Origin of the sequence: Achromobacter veterisilvae (genome assembly GCF_037619525.1) — a bacterium.
GTDB lineage: Bacteria > Pseudomonadota > Gammaproteobacteria > Burkholderiales > Burkholderiaceae_B > Achromobacter > Achromobacter veterisilvae.
The window spans coordinates 5,086,432-5,112,449 of the sequence record NZ_CP148753.1; the positions used below are offsets into that span (position 1 = coordinate 5,086,432).

The 26,018-nt window shown below is 68.6% G+C and carries 15 protein-coding genes; 2 read left to right on the forward strand and 13 right to left on the reverse strand.

The window, feature by feature from the left end; translation table 11 throughout:
* Positions 1-6: 6 nt before the first annotated feature.
* The 8 genes from putA to clpS form a co-directional block, all read right to left on the reverse strand.
* On the reverse strand, positions 7-3,828 hold the full coding sequence (gene putA / locus WHX56_RS23560) for a trifunctional transcriptional regulator/proline dehydrogenase/L-glutamate gamma-semialdehyde dehydrogenase (protein ID WP_129239409.1): 3,822 nt from the start codon (positions 3,826-3,828) through the stop codon (positions 7-9).
* 152 nt (positions 3,829-3,980) lie between these two features.
* The gene (locus tag WHX56_RS23565) at positions 3,981-4,700 is read right to left on the reverse strand and encodes a PqiC family protein (protein WP_287753410.1); all 720 of its coding nucleotides are present in this window, start codon (positions 4,698-4,700) and stop codon (positions 3,981-3,983) included.
* Positions 4,701-4,705: 5 nt separating this feature from the next.
* Complete coding sequence (locus tag WHX56_RS23570) at positions 4,706-6,367, reverse strand: intermembrane transport protein PqiB (protein ID WP_129239407.1); 1,662 nt, start codon at positions 6,365-6,367, stop codon at positions 4,706-4,708.
* Positions 6,368-6,401: 34 nt separating this feature from the next.
* Positions 6,402-7,715: a paraquat-inducible protein A gene (locus WHX56_RS23575; protein ID WP_129239406.1), complete on the reverse strand. Its 1,314-nt coding sequence runs from the start codon at positions 7,713-7,715 to the stop codon at positions 6,402-6,404.
* 21 nt (positions 7,716-7,736) lie between these two features.
* Entirely contained in the window at positions 7,737-10,049 is a 2,313-nt protein-coding gene (gene clpA, locus WHX56_RS23580) for an ATP-dependent Clp protease ATP-binding subunit ClpA (RefSeq protein WP_287753412.1), read from the reverse strand.
* Between the two features lie 55 nt (positions 10,050-10,104).
* Entirely contained in the window at positions 10,105-12,327 is a 2,223-nt protein-coding gene (pbpC, locus tag WHX56_RS23585) for a penicillin-binding protein 1C (protein ID WP_338879155.1), read from the reverse strand.
* Positions 12,324-17,465 carry an alpha-2-macroglobulin gene (locus WHX56_RS23590; protein WP_338881828.1) on the reverse strand — a complete coding sequence of 1,714 codons (5,142 nt, stop codon included), beginning with the start codon at positions 17,463-17,465 and terminating at the stop codon, positions 12,324-12,326. Before WHX56_RS23590 ends, pbpC begins: the two co-directional genes overlap by 4 nt.
* A 237-nt stretch (positions 17,466-17,702) precedes the next feature.
* Positions 17,703-18,017, reverse strand: coding sequence for an ATP-dependent Clp protease adapter ClpS (gene clpS, locus WHX56_RS23595; protein WP_006383989.1), 315 nt, complete (start codon positions 18,015-18,017; stop codon positions 17,703-17,705).
* Positions 18,018-18,243: 226 nt separating this feature from the next.
* Between clpS and WHX56_RS23600 the strand changes: the two genes are divergently transcribed.
* Together WHX56_RS23600 and WHX56_RS23605 are read left to right on the forward strand one after the other, a co-directional pair.
* Entirely contained in the window at positions 18,244-18,489 is a 246-nt protein-coding gene (locus WHX56_RS23600) for a cold-shock protein (RefSeq protein WP_006220277.1), read from the forward strand.
* A 91-nt stretch (positions 18,490-18,580) separates the two neighbouring features.
* Positions 18,581-19,096 carry a DUF192 domain-containing protein gene (locus WHX56_RS23605; protein WP_287754071.1) on the forward strand — a complete coding sequence of 172 codons (516 nt, stop codon included), beginning with the start codon at positions 18,581-18,583 and terminating at the stop codon, positions 19,094-19,096.
* Between the two features lie 109 nt (positions 19,097-19,205).
* On the opposite strand, the gene pcaF is transcribed toward WHX56_RS23605, so the two are convergent.
* From pcaF to xseA, 5 genes are all read right to left on the reverse strand, one after another.
* Entirely contained in the window at positions 19,206-20,411 is a 1,206-nt protein-coding gene (pcaF, locus tag WHX56_RS23610) for a 3-oxoadipyl-CoA thiolase (protein WP_287754072.1), read from the reverse strand.
* A 115-nt stretch (positions 20,412-20,526) separates the two neighbouring features.
* Positions 20,527-21,942, reverse strand: a complete 1,416-nt coding sequence (locus WHX56_RS23615; RefSeq protein ID WP_338879156.1) for a chloride channel protein — start codon at positions 21,940-21,942, stop codon at positions 20,527-20,529.
* A 56-nt stretch (positions 21,943-21,998) separates the two neighbouring features.
* Positions 21,999-23,684: a methyl-accepting chemotaxis protein gene (locus WHX56_RS23620; RefSeq protein WP_338879157.1), complete on the reverse strand. Its 1,686-nt coding sequence runs from the start codon at positions 23,682-23,684 to the stop codon at positions 21,999-22,001.
* 259 nt (positions 23,685-23,943) lie between these two features.
* Positions 23,944-24,522 (reverse strand): superoxide dismutase [Fe], encoded by a 579-nt coding sequence (gene sodB / locus WHX56_RS23625; protein WP_129239398.1) that lies wholly within the window; start codon positions 24,520-24,522, stop codon positions 23,944-23,946.
* A 121-nt stretch (positions 24,523-24,643) separates the two neighbouring features.
* On the reverse strand, positions 24,644-26,011 hold the full coding sequence (gene xseA / locus WHX56_RS23630) for an exodeoxyribonuclease VII large subunit (RefSeq protein ID WP_129239397.1): 1,368 nt from the start codon (positions 26,009-26,011) through the stop codon (positions 24,644-24,646).
* Positions 26,012-26,018: the final 7 nt, after the last annotated feature.

Consider the following 26,018-nt stretch of genomic DNA (forward strand, 5'->3'; position numbering starts at 1 on the left):
CGATCCTCAGCCGATGGTCATGAGGCTGGCGTTGCCGCCCGCCGCCGCCGTATTGACGCTGATGGAGCGCTCGGCCAGCAGGCGGTCCGGCACGTACCCCGCGCCCGCGGCGATCGCGTCCGGCGTCAGCCCGTGCACGGACAGGATCGGGCCGGGACGCCGGGCGATGCGCTGGTTCAGCGCCTGCAGCGCGTCGCCATCGCCTTCGAACAGCACGGCCTGGTAGTCCGCCTCGTCCACGTCTTCGTCGGCCAGGATGCCCGCCTGCCCGCGCTGCTCGGCGTCCAGCGAGGACAGCAGCGCCTGCGCGGCGGGCGTGTCCGCGAACCAGGCGTGGTTGCCGGTCAGCCTGGCGGCCGACCATTGCGCCCGCGCCCCAGGTTCCGTGGCCGCCACGCAGTACACCGCGCCCCGCGGTTCGACCATGTAGGTGTTGGTCTCGCCCGTGGGGCCCGGCAGCACGATGCGCTGCGGCAGCGGCGCCGACGCGTCCAGCGCCGGCGGCAGGCCGGCCGGGCGCGTGGCCAGCAGGCGGTACATGTACAGCGGGCCGCCGGCCTTGGGGCCGGTCCCGGACAGGCATTCGCCGCCGAACGGCTGCACGCCCACCACGGCGCCGACGATATTGCGGTTGACGTAGACGTTGCCCGCATGGACCTGGCCGGTCACGTGCGCGATGGTTTCGTCGATGCGGGTATGCACGCCGAACGTCAGGCCGTAGCCCGTGCCGTTGACGGCATCGAGCAAGGCGTCCAGTTCGTCGCGCTTGTAGCGCACCACGTGCAGCACGGGGCCGAACACTTCGCGCGTCAATTCGCCGATGTGGTCGATCTCGATGATGGTGGGCGGCACGAACGTGCCATGACGGCATTCGCCGTTCAGTTCCACCTGGTCCACCCGGTGGCCGGCGGTGCGCATGGCTTCGATGTGGCGCTGGATGCCGTTGCGGGCTTCCGTGTCGATCACGGGCCCCACGTCCACCGACAGGCGGTCGGGATTGCCCACGGTCAGTTCGCGCATCGCGCCGCGCAGCATGGTCAGCACGTGGTCGGCGCTGTCTTCCTGCACGCACAGCACGCGCAGCGCCGAACAGCGCTGGCCGGCGGAATCGAAGGCCGAGGTCAGCACGTCGAACACCACTTGCTCGGCCAGGGCCGAGGAATCCACCACCATGGCGTTCTGGCCGCCCGTCTCCGCGATCAGCGGGATGGTGTGGCCGGCGTCGTCCAGGCGGTCGGCGAGCGTGCGCGCAATGATCCGCGCGACGTCGGTGGAGCCGGTGAACATCACGCCGCGCACGCCGGGACTGGCCACCAGTTGGGCGCCCACGGTTTCGCCGCGGCCCGGCAGCAACTGCACGGCGCCGGGCGGCACGCCCGCGGCGCGCAGGATGGACACGGCCTGCGCCGCGATCAGCGAAGTCTGTTCGGCGGGCTTGGCCAGCACGGTGTTGCCGGCGGCCAGCGCGGCCGCGACTTGGCCGGTGAAGATGGCCAGCGGGAAATTCCAGGGGCTGATGCACAGCACGGTGCCCAGCGGACGGTGCGTGTCGTTGCTGAATTCCGTTTCCGCCTGGTCCGCGTAATAGCGCAGGAAGTCCACGGCCTCGCGCACTTCGGCGATGGCGTTGGGCAGCGATTTGCCGGCCTCGCGCACGATCAGGCCCAGCAGGGTCTGCATCTGCTCTTCCAGCAATTGCGCCGCGCGGCGCAGGCACTGGGCGCGCTCGGCCACCGGCGTGGATTGCCAGATGGGCGAGGCGTTGGCGGCGTCGCGCAGGGCGGCCTCGGCCTCTTCCGGCCGCGTTTCGATGACGTGGCCGACCAGGTCGCGCAGGTTCGCGGGGTTGCGGACTTCGACGGCGCGCGCCGCGTCCCAGGCCTCTCCGCCCTCGCCCAGCATCGGCGCCGCGCGCCACGGCAGCGCGGCGCTGGCCAGCAGGGCCGCGGACAGCGAGCCCAGGCGGTGCTCGTTGCTCAGGTCCAGCCCCGCCGAGTTGGCGCGGGCGCCGTCCTGCGGGTCGCCATAGAGTTCGCGCGGAAGCGGGATCTTGTCGTGCGGCGCGCCCAGCGGCACGATGCGCGAGGCCGCCTCGACGGGATCGGCCACCAGTTGCTCCACCGGGATGCTCTCGTCGCCGATCAGGTTCACGAAGGACGTGTTGGCGCCGTTCTCCAGCAGGCGGCGCACCAGGTACGCCAGCAGCGTTTCATGCGTGCCCACCGGCGCGTAGATGCGGCAGGGACGATTCAGCTTGCCCTGCGCCAGCGGCCCCACCACTTCGTCGTACAGGGGTTCGCCCATGCCGTGCAGGCACTGGAACTCGTACTGGCCCGGGTAGTAGTTCTGGCCGGCCAGTTGATAGATGGCGGACAGGGTGTAGGCGTTGTGCGTGGCGAACTGCGGGTACACCGCCTCCGGCGCGCCCAGCAGCTTGCGGGCGCAGGCCAGGTAGGCCACGTCCGTGTAGACCTTGCGCGTGTAGACCGGATAGCCCTCCAGGCCGTCGACCTGGGCGCGCTTGATCTCGCTGTCCCAGTACGCGCCCTTCACCAGGCGCACCATCACGCGGTGGCGGCTGCGGCGGGCCAGGTCGATCACGTAGTCGATCACGAACGGCGCGCGCTTCTGGTAGGCCTGGATGACGAAACCGATGCCGTTCCAGCCTTCCAGCTCTGGCTCGAAGCACAGCGCCTCCAGCAGGTCGAGCGAGATCTCCAGGCGGTCCGCTTCCTCGGCGTCGATGTTCAGGCCGATGTCGTAGCTGCGGGCCAGTTGCGTCAGGGCCTTCACGCGCGGCAGCAGTTCCGCCATCACGCGTTCGCGCTGGGCGCGGGAATAGCGCGGGTGCAGCGCCGACAGCTTGATCGAGATGCCCGGGCCTTCATAGATGCCGCGGCCGGCCGCGGCCTTGCCGATCGCGTGGATGGCCTGTTCGTAGGACGCGTAATAGCGGTCGGCGTCCTCGGCGGTGGTGGCGGCCTCGCCCAGCATGTCGTAGGAATAGCGGAACCCGCGCGATTCCATCTTGCGGTTGTTGGCCAGCGCCTCGGAAATGGTCTGGCCCGACACGAACTGTTCGCCCATCATGCGCATGGCCATGTTCACGCCCTTGCGCACCAGGGGCTCGCCGCCCTTGCCGATCAGGCGGGTCAGCGCCTTGGACAGGGACTGTTCGCTGCTGACCGCCACCAGCTTGCCGGTGATCATCAGGCCCCAGGTGGCGGCGTTGACGAACAGGGACTGGGAGCCGCCCATGTGCGACTTCCAGTCGCCGCGGGCGACCTTGTCGCGGATCAGCGCGTCGCGCGTGGCGCGGTCGGGGATGCGCAGCAGCGCCTCGGCCAGGCACATCAGCGCCACGCCTTCCTGGCTGGACAGCGAGAACTCCTGGATCAGCCCTTCCACGCCGCCGCCGCTGCGCTTGCCGCGCAGCTTCTTCACCAGGCCAGCGGCCAGTGCGTGGATCTTTTCCAGGTTCGGCATGCGGGCCTGCCCCAGCAGCAGCGGCACGCACTCGGACTCGGGCCGGCGGTAGGCCGCCGTGATCGCCGCGCGCAGCACGGACTGCGGCTGCACGTCCTGGCCGAACTCGTAGAACGGCGGCGTGGGCGCCGACTGGCCGTCGCCCGCCTCGTCCTCGCCGCCCGCGTCCGCGCCCAGGTGCGACATTTCCGCGGGCAGGTGGCCGCGTTCGATCTTGTCCAGGTAGGCAAGAATCGCCTGCTTGTGCAGCCAGTGCGGCGTGCAATTGAGCTTTTGCGCGGCGGCCTTGAGCCGGTCGCGGAGCGCGTCGTCGACTTTGACGCCTAGGGTCGTGCTGGCCATAAGAGATTGCTTCCTGTCGCATGGCAGAGGTAATGCCGGGCCGGGACCCAGCATGGGTAGGACCGTATGCTAGACAGGTTGCAACCGCGTTTGTATTGCGGTTAACCCTAGGTTAACCGCTTGAGATCAGGCGGGTTTTGCGCGGGCGCCCTTCAGTCGTTCAGGGCCGAGCAGCCCAGCACCTGGACCGAGGCCGTGCCGGCGGGCGACTGGCCGCGGATGGCCGAGGCCATCGTCGTCGCCAGGCCGGCCACCGCGCGCTGCTGCGCGGCGATCAGCGCGGGCACGCCGGCTTCCGTCACCGTTTCCGTGACGACGCTGCGGCACAACAGCCCGGCGCCCTTCATGTTGACCGGCCGCACGCGCCAGGTGGCATCCAGTTGCGCCATGCTGCCCGATACCAGTTCGAAGCGCTGCACGTCCGTCTGGACCCGCCAGACCGCGGCGCCGGGCCCGGGCTTGACCATCTGCACGTCCAGGGCGCCCAGTTCCCGCTTGAGCGAATCGGACAGCGCGCCCCGCAGTTCGTCGCCCAGCGGCGAACTCCAGCGCTCGGAATACAGCGCCGACAGGCTGCCGTCGCCGGTGCGCACCATCAACTGGGGCTGATCGGCCTGGGTCGAAACGTTGACCGGCTGCACGTCGACCAGGTAGGGAGCGGACGGGGCGCCGCCGGCCGCCGCCGCGGGGGCCGACGGCCCCTGCAAGGTGTAATAGTTCACGGGCGCCGACGCGCCGCAGCCCGCCAGCGCGGCCGCCAGGGCCAGCACGGACACGGCGCGGGGGGCCGTCCCGGACCGCTTCGCCGGGATGGAGGCTGTCTCGCGGGAGGGGCTGGCCGGGCGGGCGCAGCGGGAGGGGCGTCTATTCATGGGTTTCAGTTCCTGACAGGACCGGCGCCGGGGATCGGGTCTGGGCCGCGGCCGCGCAGCAAGGCCTCGGGGTTGGATTGCAGGAAGTCGGCCAGGGCGCGCAGCGACCGGGCCGCGCGGCCAAGTTCCTGCATCGCCCGCTCGGTATTGACGGGCAGCGACGCATCGGCAGCCAGCAGCGCGTTGATCTGCGCCATCGACTCCCTGGCCTGCTTCAGCATGGCCTGCGCCTCGGGCGCCACCTGCTTGTCCAGGCGGCCCATCAGCTTGGAGGTGCTGGCCAGCGTGGCGCGCAGGTCTTCGCCGATCTTGTCGAACGGGATCTTCTCGACCTTGGCGATGATGTTGCTGACCTGCTGCTGCAATTGGTCCAGATTGCCGGGCACCGTCGGAATGAGCGCGGGCTCGGACATCTGGAATTCGACCGGCTTGGCGTTCGGGAAGATGTCCAGCGCCACGTAGAGCTGGCCCGTCAGCAGGTTGGCGGTGCGCAATTGGGCGCGCAGGCCGTGTTTGATCATGCCGCCCAGCAGGCGGCCGCCCGCCACGTCGCCGTCCTGGACGGCGCGTTCGCGCACTTCGTCGAACACGCGGCCCAGGCGCTCCGGATACAGCGTGGCGTCCACCAGCGAGTAGAAGCGCTTGGTGGCCGGATCGAAGTCCAGGTTGATCTGCGTGACGTTGCCCAGCGTGATGCCGCTGAAATCGATGGGCGCGCCCACCGCGAGCCCGCGGATCGACTGGTCGTAGCGCATGCGGATCGGGAACGCCTCGCCGTCCGGATTGGCCTTGGCCGCCGTCTCGGTCGGATAGAGATCGAACTGGGCATCGGCCGGGGCCGCCGCGCCGGCGTCGCGGGCGGTCAGGACCGGCTCGAACGCCACGCCGCCCACCGCCATCGACACCAGCGACTGGGTGCGCACCTTCAGGCCGTCCGCGTTGACGCTGAAGTCCACGCCGCTGGCGTTCCAGAAGCGCGTTCCGTTGGTGACGAACTTGTCGTTGGGCGCGTCCACGAAGACCTCGACGTTCACGGCCTTGCCGTTCTGGTCCAGGGCGTAGCCGATCACGCGGCCGACGTTGATGCGGCGGAAATACACCGGCGAGCCGATGTCCAGGGACCCCAGGTCCGACGCCTTCAGCTTGAAGCGCTTGCCGGCGCGGTCATGCGTGACCGCGGGAGGGACTTCCAGGCCGTCGAAATGCAGCTTGGTGGCCTTGTTGCCGTCCTTGCCCTCGACGGCGTCCACGCCGATGTAGGCGCCCGACAGCAGCGTGCCCAGGCCGGACACGCCGCTCACGTCCAGGCGCGGCCGCACCACCCAGAAACTGGTGCCTTCGCGCGCGAGATCGGAGACTTCCTTGGCAAGCTCGGCCTGCACCACCACCTTGCTGCGGTCGTCATTGAAGCCGATGGACTTCACGGTGCCGATGGTCACGTCCTTGTAGCGGAGCTGGGTCTTGCCGACTTCCAGCCCATCGGCGGTATTGAACGAAATGGAGATGTCGGGGCCGGCCTGCATCCAGGTCCGCACCACCAGCGACAGGCCCATCAGGGCCGCCACGATGGGCACCAGCCAGATCCACGAGATCCGGCTCTTCTGCTTGCGCGAGATCGCGGGTGCGGCGAACGCCTCCTCACCGGACCCGGGGGCTTGCTCGGACATCTATTCTTCCTTTTTCGTGGGCGGAACCCGCGGCCTAGCCCATTTCCTGGCCGGCGCCCGGCGCCGGCTGGCGCCGGCCTTCGACCGGCGCTGATTCTATTTCACTTTGCCCTTCGAGATCCCAGCTACGGCGCAGGTCGAAGCTCATGGCGGACAACATCGTCAGGATCACGACCACGCCGAACGCCGCCGCGCCCGCCCCCGCGCTGATCTCCATCAAGCCCTGGAAATCCGCCAGCGCCGCAAGCAATATAACGACAAAAACGTCCAGCATCGACCATTGGCCGATGAATTCGACCATTTGGTACAGGCGGGTGCGCGGACGCAGGTTGGTCGTGCTGCGCCATTGTTCCGTCAGGAGCAGCAGGATCAGCGCAAGCAGCTTGGTGAGCGGCACCGCCACGCTGGCAATGAAGACGATCAGCGCGATGTCCCAGGATCCCATTTCCCACAGTTCGACCACGCCGCCCAGGATCGTGTGGGCGCTGTCGCCCAGCACCGAACTGACTTTCATCACCGGCAGCACGTTGGCGGGGATGTAGAACACCACGGCGGCCAGCAGCAGCGCCCAGGTGCGCGCTAGGTGGTCGGGCTTGCGGTAGTGCACCAGCGCATCGCAGCGCACACAGTGGTGCTCGGCCTCTTCGGCGTCGCGCGGCAGGGCCTGGACCTGGCCGCAGACGTGGCAGCCGGTCAGGACCTCGTCCGGCTTCGCCCGCGGCACGTGCACCGGCACCACCTCCATGGTTTCGGCGTAGCGCCATATCACGTGGGGCGACAGGCGGCCCAGCATGGTCAGCAGGATGGTAAGGAGGCCGAACGCGCCCAGCCCGATCCCGGGGGACACCGCCGCCATGCCGGCCAGCTTCACGACCGCCACCAGCACGCCCAGCAGGAACACGGGAATCATGCACCAGGGCCGCAGCACGCCCAGCAGGCGCATGGCCGCCCGGAAGGCCACGGGCTCGCTCCCGCGGGACAGCGGCCCCAGCACCCAGAGCAGGACGGTCAGTTGCAGCAGGGGCAGCGCGAAGCCCGCCAGGCCCGTCATCACCGCCACCACCTCGTGCCGCTGGCGCCAGGTGATGGAAATGGCGTCCAGCAAGGACGCCTGCTGCGTCATGCCCTGCACGGCCATGGACGCGACGGGATAGGCGTTGGCCACCCCGAAGACGATCAGGGCGGCGATGGCGAGCGCCAGCCAATTGGATAAAGTCAGCCCGCTGTAGCGCCAGAGTATGGCGCCGCAGCGGGCGCAATTGGCGGTCTCGCCAGGTTCGAGCCGATGCCGGCGATAGATGCTCGCGCAGTGTTCGCACTCGATCAGCGGCTGGCGGTCCGCGGTCATGAGGGAGGCATGCCCTTTTGCCTAGTCGACCAGTTCGACTTCCTGCTTGTCGGGCGCATCCGAGGACGGCGGCTTGCCGCTGTCCTCGAAGTTCAGCGTCACCTTGCCTTCGTCGTCCAGGTCCACCGTGACCGTGCCGCCCTCGACCAGCTTGCCGAACAGCAGCTCGTCGGCCAGCGCGCGCCGGATGGTGTCCTGGATGAGGCGTTGCATGGGACGCGCGCCCATGAGCGGGTCGAACCCCTCCTTGGCGAGATGCTCGCGCAGGCGCGTGGTGAAAACGGCTTCCACGCGGCGCTCGTGCAGTTGGTCTTCCAGTTGCATGAGGAACTTGTCCACCACGCGCAGGATGATTTCGCGGTCCAGCGGCGCGAACGGGATGATCGCGTCGAGGCGGTTGCGGAATTCGGGCGTGAACATGCGGCGGATTTCCGCCATTTCGTCGCCCACCACGCGCGAATTGGCGAAACCGATGGACGGACGGTTCAGGGTTTCGGCGCCCGCGTTCGTCGTCATGATGAGGATGACGTTGCGAAAGTCGGCCTTGCGGCCGTTGTTGTCGGTCAGCGTGCCGTGGTCCATGACCTGCAGCAGGATGTTGAACACATCCGGATGCGCCTTTTCGATTTCGTCCAGCAGCAGCACGCAGTGCGGCTGCTTGGTGATGGCCTCGGTCAGCAGGCCGCCCTGGTCGAACCCGACGTAGCCCGGAGGCGCGCCGATCAGGCGCGACACCGCGTGGCGCTCCATGTATTCCGACATGTCGAAGCGCAGCAACTCGACGCCCAGCGTGAACGCCAGTTGGCGCGCCACTTCGGTCTTGCCCACCCCGGTGGGGCCGGAGAACAGGAAGGCGCCGATCGGCTTTTCCGGCTTGCCCAGGCCCGAACGCGCCATCTTGATGGCGGCGGACAGGGCCTCGATGGCGTTGTCCTGGCCGAAGACCACGGTCTTCAGGTCGCGGTCCAGCGTAGCGAGCTTGCTGCGGTCGTCGTTGGAGACGGACTGCGGCGGGATGCGCGCGATCTTGGACACGATGTTCTCGATGTCCACCTTGCCGATCACCTTCTTCTGGCGCGAGCGCGGCAGCAGGCGCTGCGCGGCGCCGGCCTCGTCGATCACGTCGATGGCCTTGTCGGGCAGGTGGCGGTCATTGATGAAGCGCGCCGACAGTTCCGCGGCGGCCGACAGCGCGGCGGCGGAATAGCGGACGCTGTGGTGTTCCTCGAAGCGGCTCTTCAGGCCGCGCAGGATCTGCACGGTCTGTTCGACGCTGGGCTCGGGCACGTCGATCTTCTGGAACCGGCGCGACAGCGCGTGGTCCTTTTCGAAGACGCCGCGGTATTCCGTATACGTGGTCGCGCCGATGCACTTGAGCTGCCCGGACGACAAGGCCGGCTTCAAGAGGTTGGAGGCGTCCAGCGTGCCGCCGGAAGCCGAACCGGCCCCGATCAGCGTATGGATTTCGTCGATGAAGAGGATGGCGTCGGGATTGCCGCGGATCTGCTTGAGCACGCCCTTCAGGCGCTGTTCGAAATCGCCGCGGTACTTGGTGCCGGCCAGCAGCGCGCCCATGTCCAGGGAATAGACCTGGGCGGCCTGCAGGATCTCGGGCACTTCCCCGCGCGTGATGCGCCAGGCCAGGCCTTCGGCGATGGCGGTCTTGCCTACGCCGGCCTCGCCGACCAGCAGCGGATTGTTCTTGCGGCGGCGGCACAGCACCTGGATCACGCGCTCGACCTCGTGCTCGCGCCCGATCAGGGGATCGATGCGCCCGGCCAGCGCGGCCGCGTTCAGGTCGGTAGCGTACTGGTCCAGCGGCGACTGGCGCGATTCGCCCTGTTCTTCACCATTGGTCTGCTGCTCTTTCTGCACGGCGGCGGACTCCACCTGTGGCTGTTTGGTAATGCCATGCGAGAGGAAATTGACGACATCGAGCCGGGTGACGCCCTGCTGCTGCAGGTAGTACACGGCGTGCGAATCCTTTTCGCCGAAAATGGCCACGAGCACGTTCGCGCCGGTGACCGGCTTCTTGCCGGTGCCTCCCGCGGACACGTGCATGATCGCGCGCTGGATCACGCGCTGGAATCCCAGCGTGGGCTGGGTGTCGACTTCGGCGCCGCTCGGAATCACGGGCGTGTTTTCCGAGACGAACTGGCGCAGGTTGCGGCGCAAATCATCCAGGTTGGCGGCGCAGGCGCGCAGGACCTCGACAGCCGAAGCGTTGTCGAGCAGCGACAACAGCAGATGCTCGACGGTAATAAATTCGTGCCGGGCCGAACGGGCCTCGACGAAAGCCATATGCAGGCTGACTTCAAGCTCTTGAGAAATCACGCTTCCTCCGTGACGCATCGAAGCGGTCAAATACACGATTCATATTCTATGCCGATCATGGCGTAACGCCAGCGATTTCAAAAACCACACTGTCGTGGCGCCCTAGTGCATCCATGACTGTAAGGGTATACCGGCCGTCCTGCGCCAGCACTAAATTGAAAGGATGACCCGACGCGCCATGGCTGACCACGCGCCCGTCGAGCATCCACCATACTTCGCCTTCGGCTCCCTGCACATCCACGTCCAGCGCCACCCGCCGTCCGCCGGGCACGGGCCGCAGCACCGAGCCGGCCGCCACGCCTCCCAGGCGCAAGGGCCCCTGCGAGGCGTCGGCATAGCCGGCGAACGACGGCGGCGCGGTGTCGTTCAGGATCCACGCCGCGCGCTGTTCCGGACAAGCGCCGGACGGCACGCTGCCCAGCCTGTAGCCCAGCGGCCAGCACGTCACGGCGGACTGCACCGCCGCGGGCCTGACGCGGACCTGCTGCGCGCCTTCTGGCAAGGCCGCCACGATATCCTGCAGCAGCGGCGCGGCCACGTTCGCCCCGAAAAAACCCGGGTTGGGCGTGCCGTCGGGCCGGCCGACCCAGACGCCGATCGTCCACCTGTCGGTCACTCCGACCGCCCAGGCATCCCGGAATCCGAAACTCGTCCCGGTTTTCCAGGCCAGCCGCCGGGCCGGGCTGCCCGACTGGTAGAACGGCCGGTCGGGGTGGCCGCCGCCCTCGAGAATATCGCGGACGATCCAGGCCGCCCCAGGGCTCATCATACGGGACTCGACCACCGGCTGCTCCGCCCGCAGGCGGGGCCGGCCGGCGACGCCGCCCCGGGCCAGGGCCCGGTAAGCGCCCACCAGTTCTTCCAATGTGGTGCCGCCCCCGCCCAAAATCAAGCTCAAATTGGGCTGGGCGCCGGCGGGCAATCGTAACCGCACCCCGCCGGCCAGCATGGCCGAGGCGAAACGGCTGGGCCCGACCCGGTCCAGCAGGTCCACGGCCGGCACGTTCAGCGACCGCTGCAAGGCCTGCGCCACGCTGATGGGACCGGCGAACGCCGCCTGAAAGTTCCCCGGCGCATAGCCGCCGAAGGACATGGGCGCGTCCATCAGCAGGCTTTCGGAGTGGATCAGGCCCTCGTCCAGCGCCTGCGCGTACAGGAAGGGCTTGAGCGTGGACCCGGGCGACCGCACCCCGCGCACCATGTCCACGTGGGCATAGCGGGTATCGTCGGAAAAATCGGCGGAGCCGGCATAGGCCTTGACCTCCAGCGTGTCGTTGTCCATCGCCAGGACGGCCATCGACACCTTGGGCGGCAGGCCGTCCACGCGGTCCAGCAGCATGCGTTCAACCGAGGCCTGCATGTCCGCGTCCAGGGTGGACGTCACCAGGGCCGGCCGCTCGCCGGGCCGCTGGGCGCCGGAACGCTTCGCGCCCGCTTCCTGCAACAGCCGCTGCGCGGCCAGCGGCGCCAGCCAGCGGGCCCGCAGCGGCGGCGCCACCACGCGCTCGATCTTGGCGTCGGCCACCTCGGCGGGCGTCCAGCGGCCCAGTTCGACCATGCGGTCCAGCACCTTGTCGCGGGCGGCCTGCGCGGCTTCGGGGTGGCGATCGGGGCGCAGCCGCGACGGCGCCTGCGGCAAGGCGGTCAGCATCGCGGCCTCGGCCGGGCTCAGGTCGCGGGCGGGCTTGCCCAGCCACAGGCGCGAGCCCATCTCCACCCCTTCCACGATGCCGCCCATCGGCGCGTGGGTCAGGTACAGGGACAGGATCTCGTCCTTGCTGTAGTGCATCTCCAATTGGACGGCGCGCCAGGCCTGGCGCAGCTTGGCGGACAGGGATCGCGACGGCCTGCCGGCCAGTTCCGGATCGATCAGCCGCGCGGCCTGCATGGTCAGGGTGGATCCGCCCGACACGATGCGGCGGTTGGTGGCCCATTGCCAGCCGGCGCGCGCCAGCGCCACCGGATTCACGCCGGGGTGCCAGTAGAACCAGCGGTCTTCGTAGGTCAGCAGCGTTTCCAGGTAGCGGGCGGACACCTGGTCCGGCTTGACCGGATAGCGCCAGATGCCGTCGCGGCTGGGATAGTTGCGCAGGGGCGTGCCGTCGGCGGCCACGACCACCGCGGCCCCGCCCGAGTCCACGGGCGGCAGGGGATAAAGGCGGTCCAGCGCGAATAACAACGCGGCCAGCGCAAACAACGCGCTGGCCGTGAAGATTCCCCGCCGCCGCCAGCGGCGGGCGCGCCGGGCGCCCGCCGCCGCGGTGTCGGCGGCGTTCAAGGACGCTTGGCGCCGCGGTCGCGGATTTCCACCGTGCTCCATTGCTCGCCCACGCCCCGGATTTCCGGCCGGTACATATCCTCGGCCACCGTCGACGGCACCGCGTAGCGGCCCGGCGTCACGACGCGCACGAGATAGAACACGTCCACCTTGCCGCGTCCCAGCGCCACCGCGGCCACATAGCGGTCGTCGCGGAACTCGCGATGCTTGACGTTGGGATCGGCCATGGCCTCGGCCACTCGCCGCCCGCCGATCGACCAGTCCTGCATCTCGGGGCTTTGCGACAGGTTCAGGTTCTCGACCTCGAAGCCCGCCGGCACGCGGTCCACCAGCAGCCCGTCCGGGATGTTCTGATTGGCGCTGGCCTGCACCCAGACCACCAGCATGTCGCCGGTCTGCAGGGTGCCGCCGTCCCACGGACGGCCGTCGGGACGATACCAGCCGCGCTTGAGCTGGATGATGTCGCTGCGCGGCGCGGGGGCCGACGTCGGGCTGCCCTGGATGTCGTATTCGACGAACAGGGACTGGCTGCCGGTATTGACCAGTTGCGTGCCGGCCAGGTCGGCCGCCGACAGCGGCACGGTCTGGTCGCTCTTGCCGCCGGCCAGCGGCTTGCGCGCGCCGTTCACGGTCAGCGCGGCTTCCCAGGGCGTGGCCTTGTCCCCGCCCATCGCGCGCGCCGCCAGCAGCAGCGCCATCTGCTCCTGCGTCGACAGGTACGAACGGTTGCCCAGCCGGCCCGCCAGTTGCGTCATCAGATTGTCGACGCGCTCGTGGCGCAGCTCGTACTGTTGCGCCAGGGCATAGGCCAGCGCGTAATCGCGCACGCCGCTGCCGTAGTCGCCCAGCCATTCGTCGTAGTAGCCGCCGCTGCGGCGCTGGGTGATGCCGTACTCGCGCGCCATGGCCAGGTCGAGCGCGGTCTTCATGCGCCCTTCGTCGCCCATGAGCTTGAAGGCGGCCGCCAACTGGATCAGCGGCAGCGGAGAGCGCGCGCGCTCCTGGTAGTTGTCGAACAACTGGCGCACGGTGGACAGCGGCGCCTTGTTGTCGCGCGCCAGCGCCAGTATCGCGGTGGCCAGGCCGGCGAAGCGGCGGTGGTCTTCCCGCAGGATGTTGGCGTCGCTGGAATCGAAGCGTCCCGACTCGACGTTGCGCTTGAGGTTGGCCGACCAGGTGCCGAACGCGCCGGTGCTCTGCTGCACCTGCTCCAGCAGCCACTGGCGCGAACGGTCCAGCGCCGCCTCGGGCACTTCGAAGCCCTTGTCGCGGGCGTCCTGCAGGAAGCCGACGGCATAGGCCGTCAGCCACACGTCGCGTCCCGAGGAACTGCTCCACAGGTTGTAGGAGCCCACCGCGTTGCGCATGCCGGCCAGGCGGCCGACCGCGCCGGCCACCTTGGCCGCGCGCTCGGCCTGGGTGCGCGGCTTCAGGCCGAACTGCTTGGCCGAGTCCTCGTCGATCATCACCCACGGCAGGGTCGCGCTGATGGTCTGCTCGGTGCATCCGTAGGGATAGTTGAGCAATCCTTCGACCAGGCGGTTGACGTTGAACGGCGGACGGTTCGAGACGGTCAGGCTGACGGTGGCGGAGTCCGGGTAATAGGACGCCACCCACGAAGCCTGCGGCGCGTTCGATTCGCCCGGGTTCAGGCGCAGGCGCCGCACCTGGCGCTCGGCCGCGTGGGCCGGCTGCACCTGCAGCACGGATTCGCGCACGATGTGCACGGGCTTGCCGCCCCCCTGCCCGTCGACGGTCAGGCGCAACAGGCCCAGGCCGTACGAGCCGGTGGTGGTGGCGTTGAAGCGCAGCGTGGCGCGCTGCTTGTCCTTCAGCGTCACGGTCTTGACGCCGTCGACGATGGCCAGCGGATCCAGCGCTTCCAGCTTCACGGTCACCTTCTGCTCGGCGCCGCTCAGGTTGGTCACGTCGAGCGCGATCGCGGCCTGGTCGCCCGGCGTGATGAAGCGCGGGGTGTTCAATTCGGCCACGATCGGCGCCGCCACCACCATTTCGGCGTCGGTGCTGCCGTAGTTGTCGGGCGTGAAGGCCACCGCCATCAGGCGCAGCGTGCCGTTGAAGTCGGGCAGGTCCAGCGGAATGTCCGCCTCGCCCTGCGCGTTCAGCTTCACCGGGCCCGAGAACAGGTCCACCAGCTTGACCTTCTTCGGCAGGCTCTTGCTGTCGCCGCGCATGGCGGCGTCGCCGCCCCACTTCAGCTTGCCCTTGGTGCCGTCCATCTTCTCGATCAGCTTGCCGTACATGTCCAGCAGTTCGGGCGCGTAGCGGTGCTTGCCGAAGAAGTAGTCGAGCGGGTCGGGCGTCTTGTACTGGTTGATGTTCAGGATGCCCACGTCCACGGCCGACAGGGTCACCGTGGCCTGCTTGTCCTGGGCGCCGTCGACCTTGACGCGCACGGTCGTCCTGGTTTCGGGCACCGCCTTGGCGGCGGCCGTGACCTTGACGTCGAGCTTACGGTCGGCGCTGGCGATGGGCAGGAAAGTCAGGCCCAGCGCGCGCGCCGGAGTTACGCGGTCGCCTTCGCTGCCGGGGCGGAACACGGCCGCGGCGATGTACAGGTCGTGCCGCTTCCAGCTCTTGTCGACGGGAATCTCGACCTGCGTGCCGGTGGCCTTCACGGCCACCCAGGTGGACCACAGCATGCGGTCGCCTTCGACGGTGATGAGCGCCTGGCCGTCATGCGGCGGGGTCAGCGTCAGCTTGACGCTGTCGCCCGGCTTGGCCGGCACGCCTTCCAGCTTCATCTGGACGCGGTCGGGGCGGTTGCCCATGGCGTCGGCGTCCTGCGCGTTCCAGCCCGCGTAGAAGCGGTAGCGCATCGTTTCGCCCGTTTCGGGGTCGGAGATTTCGAGGCGGTAGCGGCCCCACTTCACGGGCACGGTCAACTGGGCGCGGTCGTTCAGCGCGATATCGCGCGAATCCACCAGTTCCTCGGTTTCGGTGTAGCCGCTGTTCCAGCCGCGCTGGTCGTCGAAGCGCCAGTAGTACTGGCGGTCTTCGCGGAACAGGCGCACCTGCGCCTGCGCCAGCGGCTCGATCTTGCCTTGCGCATTCGCGCGGATCACTTCAAACGCGGCGGGCGCGCCTTCGCGGGCCACGTCGCTGTCGAATTGCGGACGCACACCGATCAGGCGATCGGCGGGCCAGACGCTGCGCTCGATCGAGCGCACCACCGGGCGGCCGCCCGATTCCAGCAGGCTGGCCGAGACCCGGACCTTCATCGGCGAATGCGTGCCGCCGGTGCGCGGATCGACTTCGAGCTGGCCGCGGCCCTTGTCGTCCAGCGCCGCTTCGGGCAGTTCTTCGAAATGGCGGCGGGAATCGTCGGCCACGTCGCCGAAGATGAAGCCGGGCCATTGCTGGGGCAGCGCATAGCGGTCGCGCTTGACCTGGAAGCTGGACAGGAGCCGGTTGCCGGCCGCGGGCGCGCCATAGAGATAGTCGCCCTGCACGTCCACCGTCAGCGTCTCCTCGGGGCTCAGCACCTCTTGTTCGGAGGTCAGCGCCATCTTCATGCGCTCGGGCAGGAATTCCTCGACCTGGAATTTCCAGGATGCGTCCGGCGCGCGCGACGCGGGGTCCACGCGCAGTTCCAGGAGCCAGGTGCCGGTCTGCGCGTCCGGCGGCAGTTCGACGCTGCGCTCGACGTAGCCCGGCAGGTCCTTGGCGGGATGCCACAGCGTGGTCAGCACCGTGCGGCCGTCCGGGCGCTTGAGCGTGGCGGTGAGCGGCGACGGGGCGAGCATGCGGCCGTCCAGGTCGCGCGGCAGCACCGACACATTGAAGGTTTCGCCCGGGCGGTACAGGTTGCGCCCGGCATAGACGAACAGGTTGTTGGGACGCGCCGTATGCCCGCCCGTGTCGAACTCGGACAGGTCCAGGGCCGGTTCGCCCAGGGCCAGCACGGTCATTTCCTTGTCGCGCGACGCGCGGATGACGCGCGCGTTGGCGAAGCTGCCGTCGAAGCGGACGTGCCCCTGCCCGTCGGCGGCCGCCTTGGCCAGCGACTTGCCGGCGCCGTCCACCAGTTCGAACACGGCGCCCGGGATCGCGGTGCCGCTCTTCAGCGAAACCGAATAGGCCTCGACGCGGTCGGCGTAGCGGCGCGCGTGCAGGCCGATGTCGCTGACATAGAAATACGTCACCTGGTATTCATAGCGGAAACGGCCGGGCTGGCTCATCACGGCGACGTAGATGCCCGGTTCCTGCAGTTCCTTGATGCCTTCGACCGGCAGGAACGTGACGTGGCGGCGGTTGGGCTTGTCGTCGGTGACGAAACGGCCCTGGTAGACGCTGGTCGTCAGCGAGTTCAGGCGGTCCAGGTCCCAGTTGCTGACCGATCCCTTCAGGCTGCGGTTGTCGGAATAGCGCCACTCGTCTTCGTAGTCGCTGCCGCTGTCTTCTTCATCGCGGGACGAGGCGGCGCCGCGGCCGATGCCGAGGACGGTGTCGAACAGCTCGGGCACGCGCTCGGGCGATACGCGCAGGAACTGCACGTCCACCTCGGGGATGTTCACCGTGGCCACGGGCAGGCCGCCGTTCTGGCCGGCCGGCAGCACCACGCCGCGGCTGGCGAAATAGAAGGACGGCGGCATGGCCTGCGTCTTGACCTCGCAATGCGCGACCTGCGCCAGCTTGCCCGAGGCGCCCGCCCCGGGTAGCCCGGCGCGCATCGTGATCGCGTAGGAGCGCTGCGGCTGCACGTAGGGGAAATAGACGATGCGCGGGTTGTCGCCGACCACCCAGTTGCCCTTGAGGATCTTGCCCTTGGGCGCGGAGTCGCCCGGCTGGACCGACGCCGGCTGGTCGCCGGCATTGGCGCCCGACTCGGAATCCTGGTCGGACGCGCCGGACGTGGAGCCCGTATCCGTGACCTGGAGGAAAGCGTCCAGTTCAGCCTTGGCGTCCACCGGCTGGGTGAACGTCACGGCCAGCGACAGCGCATCGTTGTACTGGCGAGGCTGGCAGGTCAGCGCCGCGAAGGGATCGGCCGCGCCGACCACCGCGGCGGCGGGCAAGGCCGGCGCGGCGTCGCCCCCGGCCGCGGGAACCGCCTGGCTGGCCGGCTGGGACGCGACGGCGGGTGCGGGAGGAGCCGCCTGGCGCTCCTTCCCCATCCACCAGCCCAGGCCGATGGCGCCCGCCAATACGACGACCCCGGCTGTCGCCAGCCAGGTCTTGCTGCTCTTTCCACTCACGGCAAATCTCCCGCTTACTTTCCAATATTGCGCTGCTCCTTTGCGGCGGAGCTGCCGACCGACCATCCCGCGTGCTTCTCCGGTACGCGGGCACCGCTACCAAATTAACCGGGCAGCACAACGCCGCCATGGCGGCGGCGCATTCGATTCAGGGGTTCAGACAGGTTCCATCACGCATTGCAGGGGATGCTGCCGCGCCCGCGCGTATTGCGCCACCTGCGCGATCCGCGTGGCGGCCAGGTCGCGGGGATACACCCCGCATACTCCGCGTCCTTCGTGATGCACCTGCAGCATGATCCGCGTCGCTTCCTCGTGATTCTTATTGAAGAATTTCTGCAAGACTTTCACGACGAATTCCATCGGGGTGTAGTCGTCATTGAGCAACAGGACCTGGTACATCGGAGGCGGCGCGGCGCGAGCCGGTGCCTTCTCGACGGCCAAATCATGCTGGGTATCCAAGGTAGAACTCATAGGGCCGCTATTCTATTTAAACTGGGGACGGCTAGCATGTAACTTACGGAAAATTACACGTAGAAATGCGTAGTTTCCATACTTGACGCCGCAAAGAAAAGCGGCGCATTATCCACGCATTCTGGGGTTTTCAACTCATCGAAAATCTGCCAGGAAGCCGGAGGGGGGACAGGGGTCTAGGCCGCGATGCCCTTCTGTCAACATACGATTCAATGAGGCAGTCCGCATGTCTGATACGACCGCAACCGCCGTCCAAGGGGACAATCCCAAATCGACGGGCACCGTCAAATGGTTCAACGATGCAAAGGGGTTTGGCTTCATTACGCCCGACGACGGCGGTGAAGATCTGTTCGCCCATTTTTCGTCCATCCAAATGAATGGTTTTAAAACCCTGAAGGAAGGCCAGAAAGTGGCCTTCGAGATTATCCAGGGGCCCAAGGGCAAACAGGCGCTGAATATCACCGCTGCCTGAGTTACCCTTTAAAGCGCAACAGCCAGGTTGCGCCATTATTCAGGCGGGGCTTTCGAGCCCCGCCTTGTTATTTTCTTCCGTCGCCAGGGCCATGTCCAAGAACGCCGCTTTGTTTTCCATCAGTCGTACGCCGTTTAAATCATCGTTCTTCAAGGCGGCCCTGCCGAAAGCGGCAGCGCTCTTTCTGGCCGCCGCGGCGCTGGCGCTGCCCGCCGCCGCCGGCGCCCAGCAAACCGGCCCGCAGCCGCCCTTGCCCACCGTCCAGCTCTCCGCAGGCATCCATATTATCCGCGCGGAAGTCGCCGACTCCGACGAAACCCGCCGCAACGGCCTCATGTTCCGCCGGGAACTGCCGGGCAACGACGGCATGCTGTTCGTCTTCGAGCAGCCGGACGTGCAGTGCTTCTGGATGCGCAACACCATTCTGCCGCTCTCGATTGCCTTTATCGCCGACGACGGCACGATCGTCAACATTGAAGACATGGCGCCCCAGACCGAAGACCCCCATTGCGCCAAGAAGCCGGTGCGCTACGCCCTGGAAATGGCCCAGGGCTGGTTCGCGCAGCACGGCATCAAGGCCGGCAAGAAGCTGGACGGCCTGCCCTGACGCGCGCGGGGCTTGCGGACCGTGGTCCGGACATGAAAAAGGGAGCCCCGCGAGGCTCCCTTTTCATTCCCGCCCCGGACCGGCGGCGGGAATGCTCGGCGCTGGGCGCCTACACGCGTTCGATGATCATCGCGATGCCCTGGCCCACGCCGATGCACATGGTGCACAGCGCGTAGCGGCCGCCGGTGCGGTGCAACTGGTTGATCGCGGTGGTGGCCAGGCGGGCGCCGCTGGCGCCCAGCGGGTGGCCCAGGGCGATCGCGCCGCCGTTGGGGTTCACGCGCGGATCGTTGTCGGCGATGCCCAACTGGCGCAGCACGGCCAGGCCCTGGGCGGCGAACGCTTCGTTCAGTTCGATCACGTCCATCTGTTCCAGCGTCAGGCCGGTCTGGGCCAGCACCTTCAGGGTCGCGGGCGCCGGGCCGATACCCATGATGCGCGGCGCCACGCCGGCCGTGGCCATGCCGACCACGCGGGCGCGCGGGGTCAGGCCGTGGCGGGCGGCGGCCTTTTCGTCGGCCAGCAGCAGCGCGGCGGCGCCGTCGTTCACGCCCGACGCGTTGCCGGCGGTGACGGTGCCGCCTTCGCGGACCACGCCCTTCAGCTTCGCCAGCGCTTCCAGGCTGGTTTCACGCGGGTGCTCGTCCTTGCTGACGACGACGGGATCGCCCTTCTTCTGGGCGATCGACACCGGCACGATCTCGGCGTCGAAGACGCCTTCCTTCTGGGCGCGCGCGGTCTTCTGCTGGCTGGCCAGCGCGAACAGGTCCTGGTCTTCGCGGTTGATCTTGAAATCGTCGGCGACGTTCTCGGCCGTCTCGGGCATGGAATCCACGCCGTACTGCGCCTTCATCAGCTTGTTGATGAAGCGCCAGCCGATCGTGGTGTCATAGATGGCGGCGCTGCGCGAGAACGCACTGTCGGCCTTGCCCATGACGAACGGCGCGCGGCTCATGCTTTCCACGCCGCCCGCCAGCATCAGGCCGGCTTCGCCGGCGCGGATGGCGCGGGCGGCGGTGCCGATGGCGTCCAGGCCCGAACCGCACAGGCGGTTGACGGTGGCGCCGGGCACTTCGATCGGGAGGCCCGCCAGCAGCGTGGCCATGCGGGCCACGTTGCGGTTGTCTTCGCCGGCCTGGTTCGCGCAGCCCATGATGGCGTCGTCCAGTTCTTCCCAGCGCACGCCGGGGTTGCGCGCCACGAGGGCCTTGATGGCTACGGCTGCAAGATCGTCGGGGCGCACGGAAGCCAGCGCGCCGCCGTAGCGGCCGAAGGGGGTGCGGATCGCATCACAGATATAAGCATGCACGGTCATGGGAAGCTCGAAGTAAGTAAGAAAAAACCGGATCGGACGATCTTAACGCAGGGCCCGCGCACCATACTGGCGCATCGGCGGGATGTCCGCCACACGGACAGTGTCCGGTGGGTGTTCACCTGGGCGGCGCCGCGGATGCGCCGCCGGGCGGCCGGGCCGCGCGCGCCGCGTCCACGATCGCCTGCCGGCGGAAACGCCCGGCGGCCAGGTGATAGAACGGTTGCGGGCAGAACTGGCGCGACACCACCGAGGCCAGCAGCGACGCGACCAGCAGCCAGAACAGCATGGGCTGGCTGCCCGTCATTTCCATCACCACCACGCTCGCCGTCAGCGGCGCCTGGGTGGCCGCGGCCAGGAAGGCGGCCATCGAGACCAGCACCAGCACGCGGTGGTCCACGCCCTCGCCCGCCAGTTGCCAGATGTGATGGCCGATGCCCGCCCCGGTGGTCAGGGCCGGGGTGAAGATGCCGCCGGGTATGCCCGCCCAATACGACGCGACGGTGGCGGCGAGCTTGGCCAGCCCGAAGCTCGCCGGCGCCGTGTCGCGGCCCGACAGCAGGTCGGCCGCGACGCCGTACCCCGTGCCGTAGACGCTGCCGGCCGTCGAAAGGCCGATCGCCGCCAGGAGCAGGCCCATGATGAAGGCCAGCCAGATCGGATGCGCGCGGATCCAGGCGCGCCAGGACCGGGGCGCGCTGCCCGCGGCGCCCTTGCCGAGCAGGCGCGCGAAAATGCCGCCCAGCGCGCCGTTGAGCGCGGCGCAGATCGCCACCCACATCACCATGCCGTGCGCCAGCGGCGCGCCGCCGAAGACGCCGAAATACGGGTTGTTGCCCACCACGGCCACGACCAGGAAGCCCGAGGCCAGCACGCCGATCAGCACCAGGCGCTGCCAGCGCAGGACGGTGCCGCGGCCCAGTTCCTCGATGGCGAAGATGACGCCGGCCAGCGGCGCATTGAACGCGGCGGCCAGGCCGCCGGCGGCGCCGGCTGCGATCAGTTCATTGGCGTGGAACCCGCGCAACTGCACGCCGCGCCGCTTCCAGAAATCCCCCCAGGCCAGCATGAGCGCCGCGCCGACCTGCACCGACGGCCCTTCCCGGCCGATGGAGGCGCCGGCCAGCATGCCGAAGAACGCCAGCGGGATCTTCCAGAGGGTCTGCCCCAGCGACACCAGGCTGTTCTGGCTGGCGCCGGGCGGCAGCGACAGGGCGCCGATGACTTGGGGGATGCCGCTGCCGGACGCGTTGGGCGCGTAGCGCAGCGTCAGCCAGCGCAGGACGGCCAGGGCCGGAGGCAGCACCAGCAAGGCCAGCCAGCCGCTGTGGGAGACCCAGGCGCGATTCCATTCCAGCGCCTTGTCGGCCAGGTAGGCGAAGCCCAGCGACATCAGCGCCACCAGGCCCGCGCCGCCCAGCAGCAGCCCCATCTGCACGCTCTTGCGAGACAGGCGGTTGATCTGGCGCACCTTGCGGTGCGCCCAGCGGCGTGGGGCGGCCAGTATCCGGCGAAAGGCATCGGGCGGGGTCATGGGCATGGCGGATTGGGGAAAGCCGCCAACCTTACCACTGCCGCCCGCGCCGCGGATCAGAATGCGGACCAATCCTCGCCCGCGGCCTGCAGGGCGCGCCGGGCCGGCGCCGCCGCCGGCTGGCGCGCCGCCGCGGGCACGGCCCGCGCCAGCCGGACCTGCGCGTCGCGGGCCGAGCCGCCCGCCTCGACCTTGAAGCGGCGCACTTCCTGCGCCAGGCGCCCGGCCTGCTCCTGCATGCTGGCCGCCGCCGCCGCGGCCTCTTCCACCAGGGCGGCGTTCTGCTGGGTCACGGCATCCATCTGCGCCACGGCCTGGTTGACCTGGCCGATGCCCGCGGACTGCTCTTCCGAGGCGCTGGCGATTTCGCGCACCAGCGTCGCGACCTGGCGCACGCCGTCCACCACCTCGCGCATCGTGCGGCCGGCTTCGTCGACCTGGCGCGTGCCGCCTTCGACGCGCGCCGCGGATTCGTCGATCAAGGCCTTGATTTCCTTGGCCGCCACCGCGGAACGCTGCGCCAGCGTGCGGACTTCGCCCGCCACCACCGCGAAGCCGCGCCCCTGCTCGCCCGCCCGGGCCGCTTCCACGGCGGCGTTGAGCGCCAGGATGTTGGTCTGGAAGGCGATGCCGTCGATCACGCCGGTGATGTCGGCGATGCGGCGCGAGCTGTCGGAAATGGCGCTCATGGTCTGGACCACGCCGTCGACCACTTCGCCGCCCCGGACCGCCACGCTGGACGCAAGATTGACCAGCCGGTCCGCTTCATTGGCATTGGCGGCGTTCTGCTGCACGGTGCTCGTCAGCTCTTCCATCGACGCCGCGGTTTCCTCCAGCGACGAGGCCTGCTCCTCGGTGCGCTGCGACAGGTCGGCGTTGCCCTGGGCGATCTGCGACGACGCCGAGGCGATGCTTTCGCAGCCGTCGCGCACGTCCTTCACGATGCGGGCCAGGCTTTCGTTCATGGCCTTGAGCGCGCTCATCAGTTCGCCGGTTTCGTCCCGCGTGGCCACCTGGATGTCGGTCGTGAGATCGCCGGCCGCCACCTGGCGCGCCGCCTGCACCGCCTGGTCCAGCGGGCGCACGATGCCGCGCGTCACCAGCCAGCCCAGCAGGAGGCCGATCGCCACGCCCGCGGCCGCCAGGGCGATCATGACGGCGCGGACCGTGCCGTACAGGTCCGTGCCTTCCCGCACGGTCTGCGCGGCGACGCTTTCCTTGCCCTGCGCGAGCGTCGTCATCGTGTCGTCGAGCTTCTGCGAGGCCGCGACCAAACGCGCCTCGATCTCGGCCACGCGGGGCTCCGCCTGGGTCAGCGGCTGCGACTGGGCCGCGGCGAAGAACGCCGCCGACTCGCGCTTCCAGACCTGCTCGGTATCGGCGAACTGCGCCAGCAGGCGCCTGCCTTCGTCCGAATGGAAATTGGCGGCGGCCTTCTCGCGCAGCGCGTCCATGCTCTTGATGGCGTCGTCGAACTGCTTGCGCAGGGCCTGGCGCTCCTGCTCGGTCGAGGCGGCCAGGTAGCCGTTGCGCGCCCGGCCGGCGTAGATCAGATTGATGTTGGCTTCCTTGATGTCCGAGAGGCCGCGCAGCTCGGTATCGTAAAGCCGGTCGTTCATTGCATTGATGCGCGTCAGGCCCCATACCCCGAAGGCCCCGATCGCGCCGCCTATCACCGCGACCAGCAAGAACGCGCCCGACAGGCGCGCGCCGATGCGCATCCCTGAAAAAAACCGCAACATGCTTCCCTTCCCTGTAGTTACCCCGGTTTATGGCGGGCGTGCCGCGGTCATGGGCCCCGTGGTTCAGTCGCAGACCGGGCGCAACGATAGCGGTTGGATTTTCCAGGGGTAACCCTGAAGAAAAGGTTGTTTCCTCGTCATTTCGCCGCAATGAAGTCGACAATCGACAGGCAGAAAAAACAAGAAAAAACCCCCTCGCCGAGGCGAGGGGGTTTCTACGGGCGCGGCGCGCGCCGGCCCGTCGGCCTGGGCTTGCGGGTCAGGCGAAGTTCTTGGCCGCGAATTCCCAGTTCGCCAGCGCCCAGAAGTTTTCCAGGTACTTGGGACGGGCATTGCGGTAGTCGATGTAGTAGGCGTGTTCCCAGACATCACAGGTGAGCAGCGGCTTGTCGGCCGTGGTCAGCGGGGTGGCGGCGTTGCTGGTGTTGACGATGTCGACCGAGCCGTCGGCCTTCTTGACCAGCCAGGTCCAGCCCGAGCCGAAGTTGCCGGCCGCCGACTTGTTGAACGCTTCCTTGAAAGCGTCGAAGCTGCCCCACTTGGCGTTGATGGCGTCAGCCAGCTTGCCGGTGGGAGCGCCGCCGGCCTTGGGGGCCAGGCTGTTCCAGTAGAACGTGTGGTTCCAGACCTGGGCAGCGTTGTTGAAGATGCCGCCCGAGGACTTCTTCACGATGTCTTCCAGCGACAGCGATTCGAATTCCGTGCCCGGGATCAGGTTGTTCAGGTTCGTGACGTAGGTTTGATGATGCTTGCCGTAGTGGAACTCCAGCGTTTCCTTGGAGATATGCGGAGCCAGCGCGTCCAGTTCGTAAGGCAGGGGGGGAAGAGTATGTGCCATGTGAAAGTTCCTTCTGTTGAGTGCACGATCAAGCCGGTCAATTGTATCGGCAACTCATGAGGATACCCCGTTAACCCCGCGGTGGCTCGGGGTTAACGGACACACCGTTTTTGAGACGCGTTCAGGAAGCGTCGCGCGCGCCGCGGGTCTGCGTGACTTCGACCTGGGCGCCGCCTTGCGCGAAGCTGAGATCCAGCGCCTGCCCCGCCGCCAGCGCCGCCGCGTCGCGCACGATGCGGCCTTGCGCGTCGCGGGCGATGGCGTAGCCGCGCGCCAGCGTATTGCCCGGATCCAGCGCGCGCAACTGCGCCGTCGCGGCCGCCAGCCGGTCGCGCCGCTGCGCCAGCAGCCGCGCGTGCGCCTGGCCCAGTTGGCGCAACGCGCCGTTCAGGCGGTCGGCGGCGCGGCCGGTGTCGGGCACGCGATGCGCCAGCCGCTGCGCCAGCAGGTTGACCCGCGCCGCGCGGCGGCCCTGCGGCCCCGCCCAGGCGGACGCCAGGCGAAAGCGCAGGCTGTTGAGCCGTTCGCGCTGGTGCTCCAGCCGCTGGGCAGGGGACACGAGCTGCGCGGCGGCGCGGTCCAGCCGCTGGGCGGCGCGCTCGAGCCGGCGCTGCTGGCCTCTCGCCATGGCCTGGGCCGCCTGCATGACGCGGCCCAGCAATTCGGAACGCGGCACGCAGGCCAGTTCGGCGGCCGCCGTCGGCGTGGGCGCGCGCACGTCGGCCACGAAATCGGCGATCGTGAAATCCGTTTCGTGCCCGACGCCGCTGATGACCGGGATGCCGCTGGACGCCACCTGGCGGGCCAGGCCCTCGTCGTTGAAGCTCCAGAGATCCTCGATGCTGCCCCCGCCGCGCACCAGCAGCAGGGTGTCCACTTCGGCGCGTTCATTGGCCAGGCGCACCTGGGCGGCCAGCCGCCCGGCGGCGTCCGCCCCCTGGACCGGGGCCGGATAGATGATCACGGGCACCTGCGGCGCGCGGCGGGCCAGGGCCGACAGCACGTCGCGCAGCGCGGCGGCGTGCAGCGAGGTGATGACCCCGATCGCCCGGGGCAGCCTGGCGGGCTCGCGCTTGCGAGCCGGATCGAACAGGCCTTCGGAGGCCAATTGCTCCTTCAGCCGCAGGAACGCTTCATAGAGATTGCCGACTCCGGCCCGACGCATCGCGTCGGCCTGCAACTGGTAGTCGCCGCGGGGCTCGTACAGGGAGACCCGGGCCCGGATTTCGACCTGATCGCCCGCCCGGGGCACGAAACCCACCGCGCTGGCGCGGCTTCGGAACATGACGGCGCGCACGGAAGCCCGGCTGTCCTTGAGCGTGAAGTACCAATGCCCGGAAGCCGCGGCCGTGAAGTTGGAAATCTCCCCGCGCACCCATAACGCCGGGATGCTGCGCTCCAACAACTGCCCCACGGCTTGGTTCAACTGGGCAACCGTCAGGATATCCCGCGCAAATGCGTTGTTTGTGACTGCAAATTCAATTGTCATGAGGCTT

Coding starts and splice junctions, on each gene's coding strand:
- xseA (WP_129239397.1), bottom strand. CDS start 26,011: ATGACAATTGAATTTGCAGTCACAAACAACGCATTTGCGCGGGATATC.
- WHX56_RS23615 (WP_338879156.1), bottom strand. CDS start 21,942: ATGACCCCGCCCGATGCCTTTCGCCGGATACTGGCCGCCCCACGCCGC.
- clpS (WP_006383989.1), bottom strand. CDS start 18,017: ATGAGTTCTACCTTGGATACCCAGCATGATTTGGCCGTCGAGAAGGCA.
- pcaF (WP_287754072.1), bottom strand. CDS start 20,411: ATGACCGTGCATGCTTATATCTGTGATGCGATCCGCACCCCCTTCGGC.
- putA (WP_129239409.1), bottom strand. CDS start 3,828: ATGGCCAGCACGACCCTAGGCGTCAAAGTCGACGACGCGCTCCGCGAC.
- WHX56_RS23590 (WP_338881828.1), bottom strand. CDS start 17,465: ATGGGGAAGGAGCGCCAGGCGGCTCCTCCCGCACCCGCCGTCGCGTCC.
- WHX56_RS23605 (WP_287754071.1), top strand. CDS start 18,581: ATGTCCAAGAACGCCGCTTTGTTTTCCATCAGTCGTACGCCGTTTAAA.
- WHX56_RS23570 (WP_129239407.1), bottom strand. CDS start 6,367: ATGTCCGAGCAAGCCCCCGGGTCCGGTGAGGAGGCGTTCGCCGCACCC.
- sodB (WP_129239398.1), bottom strand. CDS start 24,522: ATGGCACATACTCTTCCCCCCCTGCCTTACGAACTGGACGCGCTGGCT.
- WHX56_RS23565 (WP_287753410.1), bottom strand. CDS start 4,700: ATGAATAGACGCCCCTCCCGCTGCGCCCGCCCGGCCAGCCCCTCCCGC.
- WHX56_RS23600 (WP_006220277.1), top strand. CDS start 18,244: ATGTCTGATACGACCGCAACCGCCGTCCAAGGGGACAATCCCAAATCG.
- WHX56_RS23575 (WP_129239406.1), bottom strand. CDS start 7,715: ATGACCGCGGACCGCCAGCCGCTGATCGAGTGCGAACACTGCGCGAGC.
- WHX56_RS23620 (WP_338879157.1), bottom strand. CDS start 23,684: ATGTTGCGGTTTTTTTCAGGGATGCGCATCGGCGCGCGCCTGTCGGGC.